Origin of the sequence: Thauera sp. 63, from assembly GCF_000310165.2 — a bacterium.
In the GTDB taxonomy this organism is placed as follows: Bacteria; Pseudomonadota; Gammaproteobacteria; order Burkholderiales; family Rhodocyclaceae; genus Thauera; species Thauera humireducens.
The window spans coordinates 73,011-95,023 of sequence record NZ_AMXC01000008.1; the positions used below are offsets into that span (position 1 = coordinate 73,011).

Sequence of the window (22,013 nt, forward strand, 5' to 3'; positions counted from 1 at the left end):
GGGCAAGTGAGGAATTGAAATGCGTCACCGTAATGGTCTTCGCAAGCTGAATCGTACCAGCAGCCACCGCCAGGCGATGTTCCGCAACATGGCCAACTCGCTGCTGCGTCACGAAGTGATCAAGACGACCCTGCCGAAGGCGAAGGAACTTCGCCGTGTGGTGGAGCCGATGATCACCCTGGGCAAGAAGCCCAGCCTGTCCAACCGCCGTCTGGCGTTCAACCGTCTTCGCGACCGAGATATGGTCGTGAAGCTGTTCGACGAACTGGGCCCGCGCTACGCCACCCGCAACGGCGGCTATCTGCGCATCCTGAAGTGCGGGTTCCGCGATGGCGACAATGCCCCGATGGCGTTTGTCGAACTGCTGGATCGCCCGGATGGGGAAGCGGTGGACGTGGAAGGCGAAGCGGCCTGAGTCGGGCCGTGAAGTAGAGGAAACCGGGCAATAGCCCGGTTTTTTTTCGCCTGCGGTTAGTGTGGTGGTGGAGAGGCACGAGATGGCTGTGACTTTGGTTACCGGTGGAGCGGGTTACATCGGCTCGCATACGTGTGTGGAGTTGCTCAGTGCGGGGCAGGACGTCGTGATCGTCGACGACTTGTCCAACGCGTCGCCGGAGGCGGTGCGGAGGATCGAGGAGTTGGCCGGACGTCCATTGCGCGCCTTCGTCCGTGGCGATGTCCGTGATCGCAGGTTGATGGGCGAGGTGTTTGCCACGCACGAGATCGACGCGGTCGTACACTTCGCGGCGAAGAAGGCGGTCGGTGAGTCGGTCGCGCAGCCGCTCGCCTACTACGACAACAACCTGAACGGATTGCTCGCGGTGCTGCAGGCGATGGGGGCCGCAGGCTGCCGGAAGCTCGTGTTCAGTTCGTCGGCGACCGTATACGGTGACCCGGCGAGCGTGCCGATTGACGAGAGCTTCCCGATAGCGGCGACGAATCCATACGGCTGGACAAAGCTCATGGGGGAGCAGATGCTGCGCGACCTCGGCGCTGCCGACCCGCGCTGGCATATCGTGCTCCTGCGCTACTTCAACCCGGTCGGAGCGCACGCCAGCGGCCGCATCGGGGAGGATCCGGACGGGCTTCCGAACAACCTGATGCCCTACGTCAGCCAGGTCGCGGTGGGGCGTTTGCCACGCTTGCGGGTCTTCGGCGACGACTATCCGACGCCGGACGGTACTGGCGTGCGCGATTACATCCACGTCGTCGATCTGGCGCTCGGTCATCTGCGCGCGCTCGAGCGCATCGACACCTTGGCGGGCGTGACGACGCTCAACCTCGGAACCGGAAGGGGCTACAGCGTGCTGGAGATGGTGCGCGCCTTCGAGAAGGCGTCGGGCCGGCCGGTGCCGTTCGATATCGTCGCGCGCCGCCCCGGGGATGTCGCGGCCTGCTGGGCGGATCCGGCGCGCGCGCAGTCGGTGCTCGGCTGGCGCGCTGAGCGGGATCTGGATGCGATGTGCGCGGATGCTTGGCGTTGGCAGAGCATGAATCCGCTCGGTTACCGCAAGACCTGAAACGCGCCTGACCCGCGGGCTTGGGTCAGGCGTGTGCAGCGCCGCCGGCGAGGGCCTTGGCGAGGTAGCGGCCCGTGTGGCTCTGCGGATGCGCTGCGACACTTTCCGGCGTGCCGCAGGCGACCACAGTGCCGCCGCGGGCGCCGCCCTCGGGGCCCATGTCGATGATCCAGTCGGCGGTCTTGATGACGTCGAGGTTGTGCTCGATGACGACGATGGTGTTGCCGTTGTCGCGCAGGCGGTGGAGGACCTTCAGCAGCAGTTCGATGTCCTGGAAGTGCAGGCCCGTGGTGGGTTCGTCGAGGATGTAGAGCGTGCGGCCGGTGTCGCGCTTCGAGAGCTCGAGCGCGAGCTTCACACGCTGGGCTTCGCCACCTGACAGCGTCGTGGCGCTCTGGCCAAGGCGAATGTAGCCGAGGCCGACGTCCATCAGGGTTTCGAGCTTGCGTGCGACGGTCGTCACGGCGGCGAAGAACTCCAGTGCCTGCTCGACCGTCATCTCCAGCACTTCCTGGATGCTGCGGCCCTTGTAGCGGATCTCGAGGGTCTCGCGGTTGTAGCGCTTCCCGTGGCAGACGTCGCAGGGCACGTACATGTCGGGCAGGAAGTGCATCTCGACCTTGATCAGCCCGTCGCCCTGGCAGGCCTCGCAACGGCCGCCGCGGACGTTGAAGGAGAACCGTCCCGGTCCGTAGCCCCGTGCGCGCGCCTCGGGCACGCCGGCGAACAGTTCGCGGATCGGTGTCAGCAGGCCGGTGTAGGTGGCGGGGTTGGAGCGCGGAGTGCGGCCGATCGGGGACTGGTCGACATTGATGACCTTGTCGAAGGCGTCGAGGCCCTCGATGGCTTCGTGCGGGGCCGGTTCGGTGGCGGATTTGTACAGCTGGCGCGAGGCGGCGGCGGCCAAGGTGTCGTTGATCAGGGTCGACTTGCCCGATCCCGATACGCCGGTGACGCAGGTCAGCAGACCCAGTGGCAGCGACACCTCCACGTTCTTCAGGTTGTTGCCGCGGGCGCCGACGATGCGCAGCTGGCGCGTTTCGTCGGGCGCAGTGCGGCGTGACGGGACGGCGATGGCACGACGCCCGGAGAGGTAATCGCCCGTGACGGAGGATGGATCGGCAATGACCTCGGCCGGGGTGCCGTGCGCGATGACGTGGCCGCCGTGCTCGCCTGCGCCGGGCCCCATGTCGACGAGATAGTCGGCGCTGCGGATCGCATCCTCGTCGTGCTCGACGACGATCACGGTGTTGCCGAGGTCGCGGAGTTGCGCCAGGGTCGCCAGCAGGCGGTCATTGTCGCGCTGGTGCAGGCCGATCGAGGGTTCGTCGAGGACGTACATGACGCCGGTCAGGCCCGAGCCGATCTGGCTGGCGAGGCGGATGCGCTGGGCCTCGCCGCCCGACAGGGTGTCGGCGGAACGGTCGAGCGACAGGTAGTCGAGGCCGACGTTGATCAGGAAGCTCAGGCGGTCGGCGATCTCCTTGACGATCTTGTCGGCGACCTGGGCGCGCGCGCCGCTCAGGTTCAGGCCGGCAAAGAAGTCGCGGCATTCGCCGAGCGGCAGATGCCCCACCTCGTGCAGTGCACGCCCGCCAATGAGCACGTGGCGCGCCTCGCTGCGCAGCCGGCTGCCATGGCAGCTGGGGCAGGGCTGGGTCGCGCGGTACTTGGTCAGTTCCTCGCGCACCGCGATCGAGTCGGTCTCGCGGAAGCGCCGCTCGAGGTTGGGAATGATGCCCTCGAAGGGGTGCTCCTTGAGCACCATGCGGCCGTTGTCCGCCATGTAGCGGAAGGCGATCTTCTCCTTGCCCGAGCCGTGCAGCACGACTTCGCGTACGCGCTCTGGCAGGGTCTCGAACGCAGCCTCGATGTCGAAGGCGTAATGCGCCGCCAGGCTGGCCAGCATCTGGAAGTAGAACTGGTTGCGACGGTCCCAGCCGCGGATCGCGCCCGCTGCCAGCGACAGCTCGGGGTGGGCGACCACGCGCGCCGGATCGAAGAAATCGACCTGACCCAGGCCATCGCATTTGGGGCAGGCGCCGGCCGGATTGTTGAACGAGAACAGCCGCGGTTCGAGTTCGGCGAGCGCGAAGCTGCACACCGGACAGGCGAAGCGGGCCGAGAACAGGTGCTCGCGGCCGGAGTCCATCTCGACCGCGATCGCGCGTCCGTCGGCATGCGTCAGCGCGGTCTCGAAGGACTCGGAGATGCGTCCGCGTACGTCGTCGCGCACCTTCAGGCGGTCGATGACGACCTCGACGTCGTGGCGCCGGCCCTTCTCCAGCGGCGGCATCGCATCGAGCTCCATCACTTCGCCATCGACGCGTACGCGCACGAAACCCTGGGCGCGCAGGTCGGCGAAGAGGTCGTGCTGCTCGCCCTTGCGGCCCGCCACGACCGGCGCCAGGATCATCAGCCGTGTCTCGGCGGGCAACGCCAGCACGTGGTCCACCATCTGTGCCACGCTCTGTGCTTCCAGCGCGTGCTCGGGGTGATCCGGGCAGTGCGGCGTGCCGGCGCGGGCGTAGAGCAGGCGCAGGTAGTCGTGGATCTCGGTCACCGTGCCGACCGTGGAGCGAGGGTTGTGGCTGGTGGCCTTCTGCTCGATCGAGATCGCCGGCGACAGACCCTCGATCAGGTCCACGTCCGGCTTTTCCATCAGCTGCAGGAACTGGCGCGCATACGCCGACAGCGACTCGACGTAGCGGCGCTGCCCTTCGGCGTAGAGCGTGTCGAACGCCAGCGAAGACTTGCCCGAGCCCGATAGCCCGGTGATCACCGTCAGCCGGTTGCGCGGCAGATCGATGTTGATGTTCTTCAGGTTGTGGGTTCGGGCACCGCGGATGCGGATCTCGTCCATGGCGGCAGGGCTGGCGGTAGGTAACCCGAAACTATAAGAGAGAACGCCGGTGCGGGCCAACGCAATCCGTCAGCCAAGGGTGGGGAAATGTTAGAATTCGCCGCTTTATCGCAACCGGCCTTTTGCATGTCCGTTCCGTCGCGAGATCCGATGACTTCCGCCGAACGTCGCGCAGGCATGAGCCTGGCCGCGATCTTCGCGCTGCGCATGCTCGGCCTGTTCCTGATCCTGCCGGTGTTCGCGGTGCACGCGGCGGGCATCCCGGGCGGTGACAATCTGACGCTGGTGGGTCTGGCGATCGGCGCCTACGGGCTCACCCAGGCCTGCCTGCAGATCGCCTATGGCGCCGCGTCCGACCGGTTCGGCCGCAAGCCGGTCATCGTCTTCGGCCTCGTGCTGTTCGTGCTCGGCAGCGTTGTGGCAGCCCTGGCCGACAGCATCCACATGATCATCGCCGGGCGTGTGCTGCAGGGCGCGGGTGCCATCTCGGCCGCCGTCACCGCCCTGGCCGCCGATCTCACGCGCGACCAGCATCGCACCAAGGTCATGGCGATGATCGGGTCTTCGATCGGCCTGGTGTTCGCGCTGTCGATGGTGGCGGCGCCGCTGCTGTATGCCGCCATCGGCATGGACGGAATCTTCTGGCTGACGGCCGTCCTCGCATTCGGTGCGATTGGCGTGCTGCTGTGGGTCGTGCCGGAGGCGCCGCCGGTGCCGCGTGCCAACGGCGGACGCTTCATCGACGTGCTGCGCGATGGCCAGCTGATGCGGCTGAACTTCGGCGTGTTCGCGCTGCACCTGATCCAGACCACGATGTGGGTGATGGTGCCGGCCGCGCTGGTGTCGAGCGGCGGCCTGCCGGTGCCCGAGCACTGGAAGGTCTACCTGCCGGCGGTGCTGCTGTCCTTCGTCGTCATGGTGCCGGCGGTGATCATTGCCGAACGCCGCAACCTGATGAAACCGGTGTTCAATGCCGCGGTCGGATTGCTGGCACTGGTTCAGTTCGGACTGTGGCTGATCGGTGATGGGCTGATACCATTGGCATTGTTGCTGACGCTCTTCTTCGTCGCCTTCAATGTGCTCGAGGCGACGCAGCCGTCATGGATTTCGCGCATCGCGCCCGCGCATGCGAAGGGCACCGCGCTCGGGGTTTACAACACCCTGCAGTCCGTCGGACTCTTCCTCGGTGGCCTGCTCGGCGGCTGGCTGGGGCAGCGCTTTGGCGCGGGTGCGGTCAGCCTGTTCTGCGGCGTGCTGGCGCTGGCCTGGCTGGTGCTGTCGACCAGCATGAACCCGCCGCCGCTGCGTGTCGTACCCGCACCGACGCGGGACTGAATTTTTCGCTGCGCATCGCGCAGCCACTTGCACACCTAGGAGAAACCCGATGGCATCCGTCAACAAAGTCATCCTGATCGGCAACCTCGGCGCCGATCCCGAAAGCCGCTTCGCACCGTCCGGCGACGCCATCTGCAACATCCGCCTGGCGACCACCGAGAACTGGCGCGACAAGAATACCGGCGAACGCCGCGAAGCCACCGAGTGGCATCGTGTGACGTTCTACGGCAAGCTCGCCGAGATCGCCGGCCAGTATCTGCGCAAGGGCAGCCAGGTCTACATCGAAGGTAGCCTGCGCACCCGCAAGTGGCAGGACCAGAGCGGTCAGGATCGCTACACCACCGAGATCCGTGCCGACGAGATGAAGATGCTCGGCCGCCGCGAAGGCGGTGACGCGCCGATGCGCGGCAACGACGGCGGCTACGACGCTCCCGCAGCGGCCCCGCGCCAGCAGGCTCCGGCTGCCGCGCCGCGTCCGCAGTCGCAGCCTGCGCCGTCCTCGTCCGGCTTCGGTGATTTCGACGACGACATCCCGTTCTGACCTGACACGAGTGCGCTGCACAACGTGACGTGTGTCCGGGGCGCGGGCGTATCTCGCGCCTAGGATTGAATTTGGGCGTTCTAACCCAAAGTTGCGGTACGAGGAGGGAGAACAATGAACGAACTCATCAGCCAGCCCGACGGCATTCATGCCCTCGAATCCGGCTATGGCCGGCCGCTGCTGGCCGCCATCCATATCGTGGTCGAGGAGGGGCGGGCGGCGGTCGTCGATACCGGCAGCAACGACTCCGTGCCGCGCGTGCTCTCGGCACTCGCTGCGCTGGGCATCCCGCCGGAGAACGTCGACTGGGTCATGCTGACCCACATCCACCTCGATCATGCCGGGGGGGCCGGCAGCCTGATGTGTGCGCTGCCCAATGCGAAGCTGCTGGTGCACCCGCGCGGCGTGCGTCACATGGTCGATCCGAGCAAACTGTGGGAAGGCACTTCGGCCGTCTACGGCGCCGAGCGCGCCTATCAGCTGTATGGCCGGCTGGTGCCGGTGCCCGCCGAGCGCATCGTGCCCGCGACCGACGGGCTGGAGCTGCGCCTGGCCAGCCGTCGCTTCCGCGTCTTCGACACCCCGGGTCATGCGCGCCACCACATCTGCATCTGGGACAACACCGCCCGCGCCTTCTTCACCGGTGACACCTTCGGCTTGTCCTATCGCGAACTCGATGTGGACGGGCGCGCCTTCGTCGTGCCGACCACCACGCCGACGCAGTTCGATCCGCAGGCGATGCACGAGTCGATCGACCGCATGATGGCCATGCAGCCGCAGGCCATGTACCTGACCCACTACAGCCGCATCACCGATGTGCCGCGCCTCGCGGCCGATCTTCATCGCCTGATCGATGCCATGGTCGCCGTGGCGCAGGCTGCGCGTGGCGACGGTGTCGCACGCCACGTCGAGATCCTCGCCGGTCTCGAACAGGTGATGCGCGAGGAGACCGACCGCCAGAAATGGGCGCTCGACGAGGAGCAGACGCTCGAGCTGCTGCGCATGGACCTCGAACTCAACGCGCAGGGTCTGGGCGTGTGGCTCGACAGCCAGCGCGCCGTCGAAGCCCAGCCGGCCTGAGCAGGTCCGCTGCCCGATGTCGTCGGCCCCCGCCTTGCCTGCCACTGCGTCCGATCCGCCTGAGGTCGATGCCGAGCGTCGCTTCGGCGGCATCGATCGTCTCTATGGCCAAGGGGCGGCGCACGCGCTGGCCGCGTCGCATGCCTGCGTGATCGGGATCGGCGGCGTCGGCTCCTGGGCGGCGGAGGGGCTTGCCCGCAGCGGCGTGGGGCGCCTCACGCTGATCGACCTCGACCACGTTGCCGAGTCCAACATCAATCGACAGGTGCATGCGCTCGACACCACGCTGGGCCAGGCCAAGGTGCAGGCGATGGCCGCGCGTATCGCGGCCTTCAGCCCGCACTGCCGTGTCGACACGGTCGAGGACTTCCTGACGGTCGAGAACGCCGGGGCCCTGCTGCGCGGCTTCGACGTCGTCGTCGATGCCATCGACAACGTCCGCGCCAAGGTGGCGATCGCCGCCACCTGCCGCGCGCGCGCGCTGCCGCTGGTCATGGCCGGCGGCGCCGGGGGCAAGCTCGATCCGGCGCAGATCCGTGTGGATGATCTGGCCCGCACGCTGCAGGATCCGCTGCTGTCGAAGGTGCGCGCGCGTCTGCGCAAGGAGCATGGCTTCACGCGCGACCCGAAGAAGCGGTTCGGCATCGAGGCGGTGTTTTCCACCGAACCGCTGCGCTATCCTGCCGCGAGCGCCTGCGACGTCGGCGAGATCGCCGCAGCGGACGCGCCCGCCACGCGGCGCGGCCTCCACGGGCTGGCCTGTGCCGGCTACGGCTCGAGCATGGCCATGACCGCAAGCGTCGGGCTGTTCTGCGTGTCGCGTGCCATCGAGCACCTGCTGCGCGCGGGGCGGGCACGGCTGGCCGGTTGAGGATCACGAACGATCACGGGTTCCGCCAGTCGGAGCTCACTTTGACCGGAGTTGAAGCATGAGCCAGACCTCGCCTACCGAATCTTCTGCCGTGGTGCTGTTCGGCCATGGTGCGCGCGATCCCGAATGGGCCGGGCCGATGCGGCGCATCCGTGAGCGCATGCTCGCCCAGCCCGACGCGACCCCGGTTGAACTCGCCTTCCTCGAGTTCATGCAACCCTCGCTGCCCGAGGCCATCGCTACGCTGGCGGCCGCCGGTGCGCGCCACATTGCGGTCGTGCCGATCTTCCTGGCGCAGGGCGGCCACCTCAAACGCGACCTGCCGCTGCTGCTGGACGAGGTGCGGCAGGCGCATCCCCAGTGCGCGATCACGCTCGCGACGGCGGCCGGCGAGGCCGAACCGGTTGTCGCCGCAATGGCCGATTACGCGCGCAGCTGCGTTTCCTGAGCGCTGACCGCGCTGGGCGCGCGTAGCGCTGCTACGTGCTTGATCTTCATAAATATAAGCATATACTTATTCGCATGAAGATCTCCCTGATTCCCATGCTTGCGCGTGCGGGCTTCGCGCTCGCTGGCGTGTTCGCGATCGCGTCGGCGCACGCCGAGCTGCCGACCGTGCGTATCGAGTCCCGCGCGCAGGCGGCCAGCCTGGGGGCGGAAGCCAGCATCGAGGCCGTGCGCCAGTCCACGCTGGCAGCGCAGGTGCCCGGTCGCATCGTCGAGCTCGCCGTCGATGCCGGTGACCGCGTGCGAAAGGGGCAGGTGCTGCTGCGCATCGACCCTGCAGAGGCCAGTGCGGCGGTGGCGGCGGCCGATGCCAATGTCGCCCAGGCACAGACCGCGCTGATCAACGCGCGTGCCGAATACGACCGCGCCCGCAGCCTGGTCGAGCGCAAGTTCCTGAGCCAGTCGGCGCTCGATGCCGTTCGCACCCGCTTCGAAGCGGCCGAGGCCCAGGTGCGCGCCGCGGGCGCGGCGCGGTCTCAGGCGTCGACGGTGCAGGGCTATGCCACGGTCGATTCGCCGCTCGACGGTCTGGTTGCCGAGCGCCACATCGAGGCCGGCGAGATGGCCCAGCCCGGCCGGGCTCTGCTCACGGTCTACGATCCTGTGCAGATGCGCGCCGTGGCCGATCTGGCGCCCCAGCGCCTCGCGCTGCTGGGCGACGGACCGCTCAAGGCGAGCGTGGAGCTGTCGGACGGCCGCCTGATCGAGGCGGCCGCCATCACCGTGCTGCCGGCGGCCGATGCGCGCACCCATACCGTCAGGGTCCGCGTCGATCTGCCGGGCAGTACCGGCAACGTGTTGCCGGGCAGCTTCGCCCGCGTTCACTTCCAGTCCGCTGCAGTCCTGCCGCTCGCATCGCAGCCGCTCGTGATTCCGGCCAAGACGGTGCTGCGTCGCGGCGAACTCACCGCGGTGTATGTCGCTGCCGGCCAAGACGGTTTCGCGCTGCGCCAGATTCGCCTCGGCCGTGTCCTGCAGGGTGGCGAGACGGTGGAGGTGCTGTCCGGCCTCAAGGGCGACGAGACGCTGGCACTCGACCCGGTGCAGGCCGGCATCCAGGCCCGCTCGGCCGCGGCCGCGCGCTGAGCCGGGGGGCGATCATGGAAAACCGCCTCGGCATTTCCGGCCGCATCGCGGCCGCGTTCCAGCGCAATGCGATCACGCCCTTGCTGGCCCTGGTGCTGTTGCTGGCCGGCATCTTCGCCACGCTGATCACGCCCAAGGAAGAAGAGCCGCAGATCGACGTCACCATGGCCAACGTGCTGGTTCCCTTCCCGGGGGCCTCGGCACGCGACGTCGAGGCGCTCGTCGCGCGACCGGCAGAGCAGGTGCTGTCGCGCATCGCTGGCGTGGAGCATGTCTATACCGTGTCGCGCCCCGGCATGGCGGTGATCACGGTGCAGTTCGAAGTGGGCGTGCCCAACCAGACGGCGCTGGTCCGCCTCTACGACACCGTGCATTCGCACGCCGACTGGCTGTCGCCGCAACTGGGGGTGGGAGCGCCGCTGATCAAGCCCAAGGGCATCGACGACGTGCCCATCGTCAGCTTCACGTTCTGGACGGCCGACATCGAGCGCGCCGGCTTCGAGCTGCAGCAGGTCGCGCGCGCCACCGAGACCGAGCTCAAGCGCATCCCCGGCACGCGCGACGTCGCCACCATTGGCGGCCCCGGCCACGTGATCCGGGTGAACATGGACACCGAGCGCATGAACGCGCACGGCATCACCGCGCAGGACCTGCGCGCTGCGCTGCAACTGGCCAACGCCTCGCAACCGGCGGGCAGCCTGGTGTCCGGCAACCGTGAGGTGCTGGTGCAGACCGGCACCTACCTCGAGTCGGCAGAGGACGTGCGTAGCCTCGTGGTGGGCGTGGAGGACCGCAAACCGGTGTTCCTGCGCGACGTGGCCGAGGTGAGCGACGGGCCGGACCAGCCCTCGCAGTACGTCTGGTTCGGCACCGGCGCCGCGGCCCAGCAGCGCGGCATCGATCAGCACGGCCTGTTTCCGGCGGTCACGTTGGCGCTGTCGAAGAAGCCCGGCGCCAACGCCGCCGACGTCGCCCGGGCGGCGATGCAGCGCCTCGACAAGCTGCGCGGCAGCCTCATCCCGGAAGGCGTGGAGGTCACCGTCACCCGCGACTATGGCAAGACCGCCAACGACAAGGCCAACCAGCTCATCGGCAAGCTCGCCTTCGCCACCGCCGCGGTCGTGGCGCTGGTGTTCTTCGCGCTCGGCCGGCGCGAGGCGATCATCGTCGGCATCGCGGTGTCGCTGACGCTGGCCGCCACGCTGTTCGCGTCCTGGGCCTGGGGCTTCACGCTCAACCGGGTGTCGCTGTTCGCGCTGATCTTCTCGATCGGCATCCTGGTGGACGACGCCATCGTGGTGGTCGAGAACATCCACCGCTGGCACACGCTCGAGCCCGACACGCCGCTGTGGCAGCTGATTCCGAAGGCGGTCGACGAGGTCGGCGGACCGACCATCCTCGCCACCTTCACCGTGATCGCGGCGCTGCTGCCGATGGCCTTCGTCACCGGTCTGATGGGGCCCTACATGAGCCCGATCCCGATCAACGCCTCGATGGGGATGTTCATCTCGCTGGTCGTGGCCTTCGTCGTGACGCCCTGGCTGGCGCAGAAGATGCTGAAGAGCGTCGATGCCCATCACCACGAGGGCGAGGACAAGATGACCCGGCGCCTCGACGGCGTCTTCCGCCGCATCATGACGCCGATGCTCGACGCGCAGCGCGGCGCCCGCAACCGGCTGATGCTGTGGCTCGGGGTGATGGCGCTGATCGGCGCCTCGGTGGCCCTGCCGGTGGTGCAGCTCGTAGTCATGAAGATGCTGCCCTTCGACAACAAGAGCGAATTCCAGGTCGTGCTCGACATGCCGGTGGGCACGCCGGTCGAGGACACCGCGCGCGTGCTCAACGAGATCGGCGCGCACTTGGCGACCGTGCCCGAGGTCACCGACTGGCAGTCCTACGCCGGCACCGCCGCACCGATCAACTTCAACGGGCTGGTGCGCCAGTACTACCTGCGCAGCGCGCCGGAGCAGGGCGACATCCAGGTCAATCTGGTCGACAAGACCGCGCGCAGCCGGCAGAGCCACGAGATCGCGGTGTCGGTGCGCGAGGCCGTCACCGAGATCGCGCGCCGCAACGGCGGCAACGCCAAGGTGGTGGAAGTGCCGCCCGGTCCGCCAGTGCTGTCGCCGATCGTCGCCGAGATCTACGGCCCGGACTATGACGGCCAGGTCGAGGTGGCGCGGCGCGTGCGTGAGGCGTTCGAATCGACTGCCGACATCGTCGGCGTGGACGACACGGTGGACGAGGACGCGCCCAAGCTGGTGCTGCGCGTCGATCAGCCCAAGGCCGCGCGCATGGGTGTGGCGCAGGCCGACATCGTCGAGGTGGTGCGCCTCGGCCTGTCGGGCGAGAACGTCACCCCGGTGCATGGCGGCGACAACAAGTACGAGATCCCGGTGCGTATCCAGCTGCCGGCGGTGCGCCAGTCCGAGGTCGGCAACCTGCTGGCGATGCAGGTGCGTGCCCGCGATGGCAAGCTGATCGCGATCTCCGAACTGGTGCAGGTCGCCGAAACGCGGCGCGAGCAGATCCTGTACCGCAAGGACCTGCTGCCGGTGGTCTATGTCACCGGCGACATGGGCGGCAAGCTCGATTCGCCGCTGTACGGCATGTTCGACATCCGTTCGCGCGTCAATGGCATGGCGCTGGAGGGCGCGCCGGGGCTGCACGGCACGCTCGGCGAATGGTTCATCCGCCAGCCCGACGATCCCTACGCCGGCTACCAGCTCAAGTGGGACGGCGAGTGGCAGATCACCTACGAGACCTTCCGCGACATGGGGGCCGCCTACGCGGTCGGCCTGGTGCTGATCTACCTGCTGGTGGTGGCGCAGTTCCGCAGCTATCTGGTGCCGTTGATCATCATGGCGCCGATCCCGCTCACCATCATCGGCGTGATGCCCGGCCATGCGCTGTTCGGTGCCCAATTCACCGCCACGTCGATGATCGGCATGATCGCGCTGGCCGGCATCATCGTGCGCAACTCGATCCTGCTGGTGGATTTCGTCAATCAGCAGGTGGCTGAGGGCATGGCGTTCGGCGAGGCGCTGATCCGCGCCGCGGCCGTACGCGCCAAGCCGATCGGCCTCACCGCGCTGGCGGCCATGATCGGCGCCATCTTCATCCTCGACGATCCGATCTTCAACGGTCTGGCCATCAGCCTGATCTTCGGCATCTTCGTGTCCACCGTGCTCACCCTGGTGGTGATCCCGGTCCTGTACTACGCGGCCATGCGCGGCCGCATCGCCCGCCTGCAAAACCCCGAGGAGAACTCCGCATGACCACCAATGAATACGTCCGCGCCTTCGCCGGCGGCTTCGTCCTGATCTCGCTCGCGCTCGGCGTCGAGGCCTCGCCGCTGTTCGTCAGCCAGCATTTCCTGTGGTTCACCGCCTTCGTCGGCGCCAACCTGTTCCAGAGCGCCTTCACCGGCCTGTGCCCGCTGGTGAACATCCTGCACAAGCTCGGCGTCAAGGACGAGAAGGCAAGCTGTTCGAGCTGAGGCGGGCCGGATGCGCCCGCACGGCGTGATGTTGTGCACGCCGGCGCGCAAAGCCCTGCGCGCGGCAGCGCTGCTGGCGGCTGGTGGCGCTAGAATCGCGTAATTCTGATCTGCCCCGTACGCACATGAACATGAAGGACATTCCGCCGTACCAGGATCGACGCCTCGACCGGCGGCTGCCGCTGGGCTGTCCCGCCTTCATCGCGCTGCGTAACGGCGAACGGGTCGATGCGGTCTGCGTCGAGATCGGGGTTGGCGGAATGACGCTGCATGCGGCCTATGTGCCGGGGCGCAACGAAGTCATCGACGTTGCGGTGCTCGGGCCGCAGGGGTCGCCCACGCCCGACCGGCCGCCGCTCATCACCAAGCTCGAAGTGATCCGCTGCAACGCCCTCGGTGATGGCCGGTACGAGATCGGCGGGCGGATCGTGCGCGTGGTCGATTAAGTCCGGCGCGGCGGTTCAGACCAGAGGGCGCGCCTCAGCGGGCCGGCTCACGCCGGACCAGCATCCACAGCGCGAAGGCCACGGTCGCCGAGAAGGTCACCAGCGACCAGTTGGCGATCGACAGGCCGAGGAAGGTCCAGTCGATGGCGGCGCAATCGCCTGCGCCGCGGAAGATCATCGGCAGCGCCTCGCCGAGCGGAAAACTCTCCAGCATGAACTCCAGCCCGGGCCCGCATTCCGGGATTTCGGGCGGATACAGCTGCATCCAGGTCTGGCGCGCGGCGATGCTGCCGCCGGTCAGCGCACCCAGGCCGATCAGTGCCGCATAGACGCGGCTGCCGGTCTGTCCCGGTCCGTGCAGCCCACCCACCAGCGCGATCAGGGCGACGCCGAGGAAGGCATAGCGTTGCATGATGCACATCGGGCAGGGTTCGAGGCCCTTCACGTGCTGCAGATAGAGGCCGAAGCCGAGCAGTCCGATGGCGCTGACGAAGAGGGCGAGGTAGAGCACGCGCGCCGGCAGGCGCAGCAGGGTGTGGAGCAGGGGCATCGTGTTTCGCATTCCGGGGCGGGCGCCCATTGTAGGTCATGCTCCCTCGGAGCGCGGCGTGCCGGCAGAGGTTCCCAGCGCGGTCTGCAGCATGTCGAGGAAGGCGCGCGTCTTGGCCGGCATCAGCCGGCGGCCCGGAAACACCGCCCAGGCGCTGTGCGACGGCAGGCACCAGTCCGGCAGCACGCGGCGCAGTTCGCCCCGGCGCACATAGGGTTCGGCGAAGTAGTCCGGCACCGCGGTGATGCCGGCGCCGCCCCGGGCCAACCGGATCAGCAACTCGGGCGAGTTCGCCGTGATGCTGCCCGGCGGCGTGCCTTGCCAGCGGTCCTCACCGCGTATCAGCGTCCAGCCGACCGGTTCGCCGGTCCGAGCCAGCAGCCGCAGCGCCCGGTGCGTGTTGAGCACCTCTGGTCGGTCGGGCTCACCATGCTCGGCGAGATAGGCGGGCGAGGCGTACAGCCCGTTGGGGAAAACGGCCAGGCGGCGTGCGGCGAGCAAGGCGTCGTCCGGCAGCTCGCCCATGCGGATGGCCACGTCGAAGTTCTCGCCCAGCAGGTCCACCCGACGTGGCGACAGATCCAGTTCCAGCGACACCGCGGGATGCAGCGCCGAAAAGGCCGCGAGGGTGTCGGTCAGCAGCAGGTTGGCGAAGTCGCTCGGCATCGACACCCGCAGTCGTCCGCTCGGACGCGCCTGTCGGCTCTCGGCCAGCGCCTTCACCGCGTCGATCTCGCTCGCGACCTGGCGCGCGTGCTCCAGCAGCGCCTCGCCGAAGTCGGTCAGCGTCAGGCGGCGTGTCGTGCGAAGCATCAGCCGTTCGCCGAGGCGTTCTTCGAGCTGCGAGATGCGCCGCGAAACCGTCGATTTGGGCAGGCCAAGGCGCTCGGCGGCGGCGGTGAAGCTGCCGCCTTCGGCCACGCGGGCGAAGATCAGCAGGTCGTTGGGGTTGTATTGTTCCGCCTGCGGGACAATGTTGCGCATAAAGGTGGGTTAATGATTATGGTCGGCACGATTAGACTCTCATCACCGTCCTGGAACAAGACCCGGACCTCAACAGCCCCCTCGGAGAGCGAACATGAACATCTTGCAGATCAACGGTAGCGCCCGCAGTGAAGGCGCCAACTCCACCCGCGTCGCCAACGACATCGTCGCCCGCCTGAAGGTCGCCAATCCGCAGGCAAAGCTGGTACTGCGCGACCTGGCCCGCAATCCCGCCCCGGTGGTCGACGAAGCCGCGCTCGGCGCCCTGTTCACCCCGGCCGAGCAGCGTACGCCCGAACAGGCCGCCCGCGTCGCGCAGAGCGATGCACTGATCGCCGAGGTGCAGGCCGCCGACGTCATCGTCATCGGCGTGCCGATGTACAACTTCAGCATCTCGGTTCAACTCAAGAACTGGATCGATGCCATCGCCCGCGCCGGCGTCACCTTCCGCTACACCGACAACGGCCCCGAAGGCCTGATCAAGGGCAAGAAGGTCATCCTCGCCTTCGCCCGCGGTGGCCGCTACCGTGGCACGCCGGCCGACACGCAGACCCCGTTCCTGCAGACCGTGCTCGGCTTCCTCGGCATGACCGACCTTCGCCTTGTCTATGCTGAAGGCCTGAACATGGGTGAGGACGCGGCGCAGCAGGGCTTTGCCGAAGCCGAGGCCGACATGGCCGCAGCGCTGGCCTGATCGCCGGGCAGCCGTCCCACCAGGATGAGGCCGGGCGCCACGGTGCCCGGCACATTTCCGATACCCGTCCCGACTCGAGGAGAGCCGTCATGTCCATCCGTCCCACCGAAACCGTCATCCGCCCGCGCAACGTCGAGCGTCTCGTCGCCGGCCAGGCCACCTCGGATGGCGCGGGGGTCAAGCTCACCCGTGTGCTGACCCAGCCGCTGCAGCGTCGGCTCGATCCGTTCCTGATGCTCGATGCCTTCGGCAGCGACAGGGCAGATGACTACATCGCCGGTTTCCCTGACCATCCGCATCGCGGCTTCGAGACGGTGACCTACATGATCGCCGGCCGCATGCGGCACCGTGACAGCGCTGGCCACGAAGGCCTGCTGGAGAACGGCGGCGTGCAGTGGATGACGGCAGGGTGCGGGGTGATCCACTCCGAGATTCCGCAGCAGGAAGAAGGCCTGATGGAGGGCTTCCAGCTGTGGTTGAACCTGCCGGCCAAGGACAAGCTGTGCGCCCCCTGGTACCGTGATTTCGCGGGTGACGAGCTGCCGCGCTTCGCGACCGGGGAGGGTGTCGAGGTCACGGTCATCGCGGGCGAAAGCCACGGCGTCGTCGGGGCTGTCACGCGCGAAACCACCGCCCCGCTCTATCTCGACCTGCATCTGCCGGCCGGTGCGCGCTTCACGCAGGCACTGCCTGCGGGGCACAACGCCTTCGTGTATGTCTATCGCGGCGAATTGACGCTGGGCGACACGCCGGTGCCGGCCAGGCGCATGGCCATCCTCGCCAACGACGCGGGCAGCGACGGTGTGCACATCGTGGCCGGACCCGACACCCGCGCCCTGCTGATCGCCGGCCGTCCGCTGAACGAGCCGATCGCGCAGTACGGACCTTTCGTCATGAACACCGAGCAGGAAATCTACCAGGCGGTGGCCGATTACCGCGCCGGCCGCCTCGCCACCTGACTGCCGCGGGCGGTGTCGACGTCAGCGCTGCGGTCACTCGCGTCGCAGCGCGACGAACTCCCGCTCGAGCAGGCTTGCGTCGCCCAGGTTCAGTTCGAGCAGTCGGCGCAGATGGGTGATGCTGTCGATGTCGATCGAGGACCACACCAGGCCCAGGCGGTCCGCTTCGGCATGGGCGACCGACCCTTCCATGCGCACCACCGAATCGCCGTCGTCGAGTACGAGCTCCAGGGTACAGACTGCCCCGGTCGCCACCGCGAGCGCCTGCTCCGGCCGTAGCAGCGCGCCCTTGAGCGACAGGTCAACGACTTCGCAGCCCGTACGCCTGCCGTCGAGGACAAGCTGTGCGCCGTGGTGGAACTGGATGCGGGCAAAGTGCCGCTTATCCGGTGTGTGCATGTGCTGCCTCCGGGGTCGATCCGTTGAAATGAATGTCGCTCAGGCGGTCGCCAGTTTCCTCAGCGTCGCCACCTGCGCCAGGATGGGCGCGGGGATGGCAGCTTCTCCGCGCAGCATGGCGTGGATGAGTTCGGCGTTTTCGCGCACCGATGGTGCATCCGGCAGCCCGGCCAGCGGCGGCGCGCCGCCATCCTCGCCCGCCACGCCGATCGACGCCTTGCCGTCGACATACACCTGCATTTCCGGGCAGCGTCGCGGATTGGCATAGATCTCGCCCTCGGTGCCGCGCAGCAGCATCGACCGCCCGCCATCGACGCGCAGGAAGGCATCCATGCGCTCGAGATATTCCGGATGCGTCACGGCAACCACGCGCACGCTGCGTCCGCGGCAGGGGTCGAGCAGCTTGGCGACGATGTGGCCGCTGGCGCGCACCCCCATGCGCGTGCGCAGCGCCAGCAGCGGATCGAGTCCGGGCAGCAGCTTGTCGACGCCGATGCAGGCGAGCCGGTCCGTCGCCAACCGGCGTGATGCCTCGTCCGCGCTGGTCGCCGGCTGCAGGCCGAGGGCCGCGAGCAGCTCGAAGGGACTGACGCGGGTCTCGAAGTCGTGGCGGCCCTGGATCAGCACCGGCACGCCCTCGCGCGCCAGCAGCATCGCCACCAGCGGCATCAGGTTGGCCTGCCGGCGTGCGCCGTTGTAGGTCGGCAGGACGACGCAGCGCGGGCCGTCGGGCACGGCGACCTGCACCGTGCGCGCATCCATCGCCTGCTTGAAGCCGATCAGTTCGTCGAGCGATTCGCTCTTGATGCGGAAGGCGATCAGGATGGCGCCGAGCTCGATGTCCGGGACCTTGCCGTCGAGCATGTCGCCGAACAGCGCGGCGGCGGTGGCGGTGTCGAGCGAACGCGCGCCCTTGGCGCCCCGTCCGATTTCCTTGATCATTGGGCCGTAGTTCATGGCGGCGATTATGGGCAGGTTTGCACCGCCCTGCCAGCCCGCCGCGCGTGTCGCGCATCGAACCCCGGACAAGGAGATACACCCCAATGGATGTCGGATTCATCGGCCTCGGCCTCATGGGGCGGCCCATGGCACTCAACCTCATCAAGGCCGGCCACACGGTACATGTATGGAGCCGGCGGCGTGCGTCGATGCAGCCGCTGCTCGAGGCCGGCGCGGGCGACTGCGCGAGCGCCGCCGAGCTTGCGCGCCGCGCGCCGGTCACGATCAGCATGGTGGCCGATGCGCCCGATGTGGAGCAGGTGACGCTTGGCGCGGATGGTGTCGCCGACGGCGCGTCGGCCGGCCACATCCACATCGACATGAGCACGATTGCGCCGGCCGCTGCGCAGTCCCTCGCCGAACGTCTGGCCGCGCGCGGCGTGACGGCGCTCGATGCCCCGGTGTCGGGTGGCGAGATCGGCGCGATCAACGCGACGCTGACGATCATGGCGGGCGGCGATGTTGCTGCGTTCGAGCGCGTCCGGCCCCTGTTCGAGGCGATGGGGCGGTCGGCCACCCACATTGGCGCGGCCGGTGCCGGCCAGGTCGCCAAGGCCTGTAACCAGATCATCACCGGCGTGGGCGTGGCTGCGGTGGCCGAAGCCCTCAACTTCGCCCACAAGAGTGGCGTCGATGCGGCCAAGGTGCGCGAAGCGCTGCTGGGCGGCTTCGCCTACTCGCGCATTCTGGAGAACCACGGCCAGCGCATGCTCGATCGAAACTTCAAGCCCGGTTTCAAGGCCTGGATGCACCAGAAGGACCTGCGCATCGTCATGGACGAGGCCCATCGCCTCGGCCTGGCGCTGCCGTCGTCGGCGGCGACGGCGCAGATGTTCAACGCCATGGTCGGCAGCGGCCTGGGCGAGGACGATTCGATCGCGATGCTGAAACTGCTCGAGCGCATGAGCGGCAGTGCGGACGAATGAGGGCGTAACGAATGAAAGTCGGATTCATCGGGCTCGGCGTGATGGGCGAGCCGATGGCGCGCCACCTGCGGGCTGCGGGGCACGACCTGGCGGTGTGGGCGCGGCGCCCGACGTCAGCGGTGGCGCTGGTCGCCGAGGGCGTGCCGCTGTGCGCGACGCCGGCCGAACTGGCCGCGCGCAGCGAGGTGGTGATCACCATTGTCACCGCCAGCGCGGACGTCGACGCCCTGGCCTTCGGCCCGGACGGACTGGCCGCGGGCCTTGCGCCCGGTGCCATCCACGTCGACATGAGCACGATTGCGCCGGCGATGGCGCGTTCCTTGGCCGAGCGCCATGCCGCGCGTGGCATCGGTTTTGTCGATGCGCCGGTGTCCGGTGGCGGCCAGGGGGCTCGCGACGCGACGCTGGCGATCATGGCGGGCGCCGAGGCGGACGTGCTTGAACGGGTGCGCCCGCTGCTCGCGGCGATGGGCAAGCGCATCGTCCATATCGGCCCGCCGGGTGCCGGCCAGGTGGCGAAGGCCTGCAACCAGATGATCATGGTGGCCGCCATCCAGGCCTGCGCCGAGGCCATGCGTCTGGCCGACGCGCACGGGGTGGATGTCGCTGCGGTGCGCACGGCGCTGTCGGGTGGTTCGGCAGGATCGCGGGTGCTCGAGGTGATGGGGGCGAAGATGGTGGAACGCGATTTCGCAGCCGGGGTCGAGGCACGGCTCCATCACAAGGATTTCGCCCTCCTGATGGACGAGGCGGCACGGCTTGGCGCGCCCTTGCCGGTTGCCGCCCAGGTGTGGCAACAGCTCAATGCGCTGATGGGGGCAGGCTGGGGGCGGGACGATACGTCCAGCCTGTTGCGCGTGCTGGAGGCCGCTTCGTCGCGCGGCGCGGGCTGAGCGGCTTGCCGGACGCGGCGGCTGCGCTCAGCTGCGCGGCTTGCCGTACCAGCGGAAGCGTTCCAACACCTCGGCCATCTCGGCCGCCGACAACAGCACGGGCGCACCGAGTTGCAGCGTGCGCCAGTACTGTTCGCACAGGGTCTCGAACTCGATCGCCAGCGCCAGCGCGTGCGTGAGGTCGCGACCGAAGACCACCATGCCGTGATTGGCGAGCAGGCAGGCGCTGCGATCCTGCAGTGCGGCGACGGTCGCATCCGACAGCGCCTGGGTGCCGAAGGTGGCATAGGCGGCGCAGCGGATGGTGCTGCCGCCGAAGCGCGCGATCATGTAGTGGAAGGGCGGGATCTCGACGCGCTGGCAGGCGAGTGCGGTGGCGAAGGGCGAATGCGCGTGCAGCACCGCGCCCGCGGCCGGGAAGGCGGCGTAGATGTCGCGGTGCAGTTGCCACTCTGACGAGGGCGCGAGCGGACCGTGGTAACTGCCGTCGGCCTCGGCCACGGCCATGTCCTCCGGCCGGCAACGCTCGGCCGGTACGCCGCTGGGCGTGATCAGCATGCGTACGGTCGCGTGTGCAGCGCCGGGCAGGCGCACGCTGGCGTTGCCGGCAGTGCCGACGTTCAGGCGTGCATTGCCCATCGCGCGCAGGGTGTCGAGCAGCGCGCTGCGCAGTCCGGCATCCTCCCGGTCGTCTTCCTTGTCTGCGCTCATCGTGCCGCCTCCGGATACAGGGTCGCCAGCTCGCCTGCGGCCGCGATGCCGCGCTCGGTGACGATGCCGCTGATCAGCGCTGCAGGCGTGATGTCGAAGGCCGGGTTGGCCGCGCGCGTGCTGGCCGGTGCCAGGCGGACCTCGGCCAGCGTGCCGTCGTCGGCCAGGCCGCGCAGCACGCAGACTTCGTCCGCGCCGCGGTCCTCGATCGGGATCGCGCGGCCGTCGGGGCAGGCGAAGTCGAGCGTGGAGTGGGGCGCGGCGATGTAGAAGGGCACTTCCGCGGCCTGCGCGGCGAGGGCCTTCAGGTAGGTGCCGACCTTGTTTGCGGTGTCGCCGTTGGCGGCGATGCGATCGGCGCCGGTGATCACCATGTCCACCTCGCCCTGCATCAGCAGCAATCCGGCGGCGTTGTCGGCGATCAGCGTGTGCGGCACGCCGGCCGCGCGCAGCTCCCATTCGGTGAGCAGGCCCTGGTTGCGCGGGCGGGTCTCGCTGACGAAGACCTCCACCACGATGCCGGCGGCCTGCGCGGCATAGATCGGCGCCAGCGCCGTGCCGGCGCCGCAGGTTGCCAGCCAGCCGGCGTTGCAGTGGGTCATCAGCCGCACCGGGCCGGGGCGGCGCGCGGCGATGCGTTCGATGATCGCTAGGCCGTGGCGGCCGATGGCGTCGCAGGTCGCGGCGTCGTCGGCGCGGATGGCCTCGGCCTCGGCCCAGGCTGCGTCGAGGCGTTCGGCGCGCGCCAGTGGCCGCAGGCGGCGCGCCATGCGCGCCAGTGCCCAGTGCAGGTTCACCGCGGTCGGACGGGTGGCGCCCAGCACCTGCAGCGCACGGCCCAGGGCGGCGTCCTCGCTGCCCTCATGCAGCAGCGCCAGGGCTACGCCGTAGGCCGCTGTGGCACCGATCAGCGGCGCGCCGCGCACCTGCATGCTGCGGATGGCGTGCGCGGCATCGGCGAGGGTGCGCAGCGTGCGTGTCTCGGTGCGGAAGGGCAGCAGCGTCTGGTCGAGGACGAGGACCTGATCGCCTTCGCGGCGCAGGGTCGGGATCGGCTGGACAAAGGTGGGCGGTGTGAGGGCTGGCTGGGCGGTCATGGGCGGCGGTTCATGCGGGTAAGGGGCAAGGGTGCGTGGCAAGCGTGTCCTGC

Annotated in this window: 22 protein-coding genes; 15 read left to right on the top strand and 7 right to left on the bottom strand. The window is 68.6% G+C overall.

Features of this window, described 5'->3' with window-relative positions:
* Nucleotides 1-19: 19 nt before the first annotated feature.
* Both rplQ and galE read left to right on the top strand, forming a co-directional pair.
* A complete protein-coding gene (rplQ, locus tag C664_RS09265; protein WP_004258295.1) occupies nt 20-415 on the top strand; it encodes a 50S ribosomal protein L17 in 396 nt (131 codons plus the stop codon).
* An 82-nt stretch (nt 416-497) separates the two neighbouring features.
* Nucleotides 498-1,520 (top strand): UDP-glucose 4-epimerase GalE, encoded by a 1,023-nt coding sequence (gene galE / locus C664_RS09270; protein WP_004258299.1) that lies wholly within the window; start codon nt 498-500, stop codon nt 1,518-1,520.
* Between the two features lie 25 nt (nt 1,521-1,545).
* Here the strand turns inward: galE and uvrA are convergent, their stop codons facing one another.
* The gene (gene uvrA / locus C664_RS09275) at nt 1,546-4,383 is read right to left on the bottom strand and encodes an excinuclease ABC subunit UvrA (protein WP_004258302.1); all 2,838 of its coding nucleotides are present in this window, start codon (nt 4,381-4,383) and stop codon (nt 1,546-1,548) included.
* Between the two features lie 150 nt (nt 4,384-4,533).
* On the opposite strand from uvrA, the gene C664_RS09280 reads away from it, so the two are divergent.
* From C664_RS09280 to C664_RS09320, 9 genes are all read left to right on the top strand, one after another.
* Nucleotides 4,534-5,718 carry an MFS transporter gene (locus C664_RS09280; RefSeq protein ID WP_038011370.1) on the top strand — a complete coding sequence of 395 codons (1,185 nt, stop codon included), beginning with the start codon at nt 4,534-4,536 and terminating at the stop codon, nt 5,716-5,718.
* Between the two features lie 49 nt (nt 5,719-5,767).
* Entirely contained in the window at nt 5,768-6,259 is a 492-nt protein-coding gene (ssb, locus tag C664_RS09285; protein ID WP_004258307.1) for a single-stranded DNA-binding protein, read from the top strand.
* 114 nt (nt 6,260-6,373) lie between these two features.
* Complete coding sequence (locus C664_RS09290) at nt 6,374-7,339, top strand: MBL fold metallo-hydrolase (RefSeq protein WP_004258309.1); 966 nt, start codon at nt 6,374-6,376, stop codon at nt 7,337-7,339.
* Between the two features lie 16 nt (nt 7,340-7,355).
* Nucleotides 7,356-8,210 carry a tRNA threonylcarbamoyladenosine dehydratase gene (locus C664_RS09295; protein ID WP_004258313.1) on the top strand — a complete coding sequence of 285 codons (855 nt, stop codon included), beginning with the start codon at nt 7,356-7,358 and terminating at the stop codon, nt 8,208-8,210.
* A 58-nt stretch (nt 8,211-8,268) separates the two neighbouring features.
* Nucleotides 8,269-8,658: a sirohydrochlorin chelatase gene (locus C664_RS09300; protein ID WP_004258316.1), complete on the top strand. Its 390-nt coding sequence runs from the start codon at nt 8,269-8,271 to the stop codon at nt 8,656-8,658.
* A gap of 74 nt (nt 8,659-8,732) precedes the next feature.
* Complete coding sequence (locus C664_RS09305; RefSeq protein WP_004258319.1) at nt 8,733-9,803, top strand: efflux RND transporter periplasmic adaptor subunit; 1,071 nt, start codon at nt 8,733-8,735, stop codon at nt 9,801-9,803.
* Nucleotides 9,804-9,817: 14 nt separating this feature from the next.
* Nucleotides 9,818-13,081 (top strand): efflux RND transporter permease subunit, encoded by a 3,264-nt coding sequence (locus C664_RS09310; protein WP_004258321.1) that lies wholly within the window; start codon nt 9,818-9,820, stop codon nt 13,079-13,081.
* Nucleotides 13,078-13,302, top strand: coding sequence for a YgaP family membrane protein (locus C664_RS09315; RefSeq protein ID WP_004258324.1), 225 nt, complete (start codon nt 13,078-13,080; stop codon nt 13,300-13,302). The genes C664_RS09310 and C664_RS09315 overlap by 4 nt, the downstream gene beginning before the upstream one ends.
* A gap of 125 nt (nt 13,303-13,427) precedes the next feature.
* Nucleotides 13,428-13,748, top strand: coding sequence for a hypothetical protein (locus C664_RS09320; RefSeq protein WP_004258327.1), 321 nt, complete (start codon nt 13,428-13,430; stop codon nt 13,746-13,748).
* 34 nt (nt 13,749-13,782) lie between these two features.
* Here C664_RS09320 and C664_RS09325 read toward each other — a convergent pair whose 3' ends face one another.
* A complete protein-coding gene (locus C664_RS09325) occupies nt 13,783-14,298 on the bottom strand; it encodes a disulfide bond formation protein B (protein WP_004258330.1) in 516 nt (171 codons plus the stop codon).
* Between the two features lie 36 nt (nt 14,299-14,334).
* Entirely contained in the window at nt 14,335-15,282 is a 948-nt protein-coding gene (locus C664_RS09330) for a LysR family transcriptional regulator (protein WP_004258334.1), read from the bottom strand.
* Between the two features lie 94 nt (nt 15,283-15,376).
* Here C664_RS09330 and C664_RS09335 point away from each other — a divergent pair, with 94 nt between their 5' ends.
* The gene (locus tag C664_RS09335) at nt 15,377-15,976 is read left to right on the top strand and encodes an FMN-dependent NADH-azoreductase (RefSeq protein WP_004258338.1); all 600 of its coding nucleotides are present in this window, start codon (nt 15,377-15,379) and stop codon (nt 15,974-15,976) included.
* Nucleotides 15,977-16,065: 89 nt separating this feature from the next.
* Nucleotides 16,066-16,935 (top strand): pirin family protein, encoded by an 870-nt coding sequence (locus tag C664_RS09340; protein WP_004258342.1) that lies wholly within the window; start codon nt 16,066-16,068, stop codon nt 16,933-16,935.
* Between the two features lie 33 nt (nt 16,936-16,968).
* Here C664_RS09340 and C664_RS09345 read toward each other — a convergent pair whose 3' ends face one another.
* Together C664_RS09345 and ybiB are read right to left on the bottom strand one after the other, a co-directional pair.
* Entirely contained in the window at nt 16,969-17,334 is a 366-nt protein-coding gene (locus tag C664_RS09345) for a PilZ domain-containing protein (protein ID WP_004258347.1), read from the bottom strand.
* Between the two features lie 39 nt (nt 17,335-17,373).
* Entirely contained in the window at nt 17,374-18,291 is a 918-nt protein-coding gene (ybiB, locus tag C664_RS09350) for a DNA-binding protein YbiB (RefSeq protein WP_038011373.1), read from the bottom strand.
* A gap of 86 nt (nt 18,292-18,377) precedes the next feature.
* Between ybiB and C664_RS09355 the strand changes: the two genes are divergently transcribed.
* Nucleotides 18,378-19,259, top strand: a complete 882-nt coding sequence (locus C664_RS09355; RefSeq protein ID WP_004258354.1) for an NAD(P)-dependent oxidoreductase — start codon at nt 18,378-18,380, stop codon at nt 19,257-19,259.
* A gap of 11 nt (nt 19,260-19,270) precedes the next feature.
* The gene (locus tag C664_RS09360) at nt 19,271-20,152 is read left to right on the top strand and encodes an NAD(P)-dependent oxidoreductase (RefSeq protein ID WP_004258358.1); all 882 of its coding nucleotides are present in this window, start codon (nt 19,271-19,273) and stop codon (nt 20,150-20,152) included.
* Nucleotides 20,153-20,179: 27 nt separating this feature from the next.
* Here the strand turns inward: C664_RS09360 and C664_RS09365 are convergent, their stop codons facing one another.
* Both C664_RS09365 and mtnA read right to left on the bottom strand, forming a co-directional pair.
* The gene (locus C664_RS09365; RefSeq protein ID WP_004258361.1) at nt 20,180-20,863 is read right to left on the bottom strand and encodes a class II aldolase/adducin family protein; all 684 of its coding nucleotides are present in this window, start codon (nt 20,861-20,863) and stop codon (nt 20,180-20,182) included.
* A complete protein-coding gene (gene mtnA, locus C664_RS09370; RefSeq protein ID WP_004258364.1) occupies nt 20,860-21,960 on the bottom strand; it encodes an S-methyl-5-thioribose-1-phosphate isomerase in 1,101 nt (366 codons plus the stop codon). Before mtnA ends, C664_RS09365 begins: the two co-directional genes overlap by 4 nt.
* Between the last annotated feature and the right edge of the window lie 53 nt (nt 21,961-22,013).

Bases quoted from the DNA above. Each gene is read 5' to 3' on its own strand.
- C664_RS09360 (WP_004258358.1), top strand. From the start codon at position 19,271: ATGAAAGTCGGATTCATCGGGCTCGGCGTGATGGGCGAGCCGATGGCG.
- rplQ (WP_004258295.1), top strand. From the start codon at position 20: ATGCGTCACCGTAATGGTCTTCGCAAGCTGAATCGTACCAGCAGCCAC.
- C664_RS09355 (WP_004258354.1), top strand. From the start codon at position 18,378: ATGGATGTCGGATTCATCGGCCTCGGCCTCATGGGGCGGCCCATGGCA.
- C664_RS09345 (WP_004258347.1), bottom strand. From the start codon at position 17,334: ATGCACACACCGGATAAGCGGCACTTTGCCCGCATCCAGTTCCACCAC.
- C664_RS09290 (WP_004258309.1), top strand. From the start codon at position 6,374: ATGAACGAACTCATCAGCCAGCCCGACGGCATTCATGCCCTCGAATCC.
- C664_RS09310 (WP_004258321.1), top strand. From the start codon at position 9,818: ATGGAAAACCGCCTCGGCATTTCCGGCCGCATCGCGGCCGCGTTCCAG.
- C664_RS09280 (WP_038011370.1), top strand. From the start codon at position 4,534: ATGACTTCCGCCGAACGTCGCGCAGGCATGAGCCTGGCCGCGATCTTC.
- C664_RS09340 (WP_004258342.1), top strand. From the start codon at position 16,066: ATGTCCATCCGTCCCACCGAAACCGTCATCCGCCCGCGCAACGTCGAG.
- ssb (WP_004258307.1), top strand. From the start codon at position 5,768: ATGGCATCCGTCAACAAAGTCATCCTGATCGGCAACCTCGGCGCCGAT.
- C664_RS09300 (WP_004258316.1), top strand. From the start codon at position 8,269: ATGAGCCAGACCTCGCCTACCGAATCTTCTGCCGTGGTGCTGTTCGGC.
- C664_RS09325 (WP_004258330.1), bottom strand. From the start codon at position 14,298: ATGCCCCTGCTCCACACCCTGCTGCGCCTGCCGGCGCGCGTGCTCTAC.
- ybiB (WP_038011373.1), bottom strand. From the start codon at position 18,291: ATGAACTACGGCCCAATGATCAAGGAAATCGGACGGGGCGCCAAGGGC.
- uvrA (WP_004258302.1), bottom strand. From the start codon at position 4,383: ATGGACGAGATCCGCATCCGCGGTGCCCGAACCCACAACCTGAAGAAC.
- C664_RS09305 (WP_004258319.1), top strand. From the start codon at position 8,733: ATGAAGATCTCCCTGATTCCCATGCTTGCGCGTGCGGGCTTCGCGCTC.
- C664_RS09365 (WP_004258361.1), bottom strand. From the start codon at position 20,863: ATGAGCGCAGACAAGGAAGACGACCGGGAGGATGCCGGACTGCGCAGC.
- C664_RS09320 (WP_004258327.1), top strand. From the start codon at position 13,428: ATGAACATGAAGGACATTCCGCCGTACCAGGATCGACGCCTCGACCGG.
- galE (WP_004258299.1), top strand. From the start codon at position 498: ATGGCTGTGACTTTGGTTACCGGTGGAGCGGGTTACATCGGCTCGCAT.
- C664_RS09295 (WP_004258313.1), top strand. From the start codon at position 7,356: ATGTCGTCGGCCCCCGCCTTGCCTGCCACTGCGTCCGATCCGCCTGAG.
- mtnA (WP_004258364.1), bottom strand. From the start codon at position 21,960: ATGACCGCCCAGCCAGCCCTCACACCGCCCACCTTTGTCCAGCCGATC.
- C664_RS09315 (WP_004258324.1), top strand. From the start codon at position 13,078: ATGACCACCAATGAATACGTCCGCGCCTTCGCCGGCGGCTTCGTCCTG.
- C664_RS09330 (WP_004258334.1), bottom strand. From the start codon at position 15,282: ATGCGCAACATTGTCCCGCAGGCGGAACAATACAACCCCAACGACCTG.
- C664_RS09335 (WP_004258338.1), top strand. From the start codon at position 15,377: ATGAACATCTTGCAGATCAACGGTAGCGCCCGCAGTGAAGGCGCCAAC.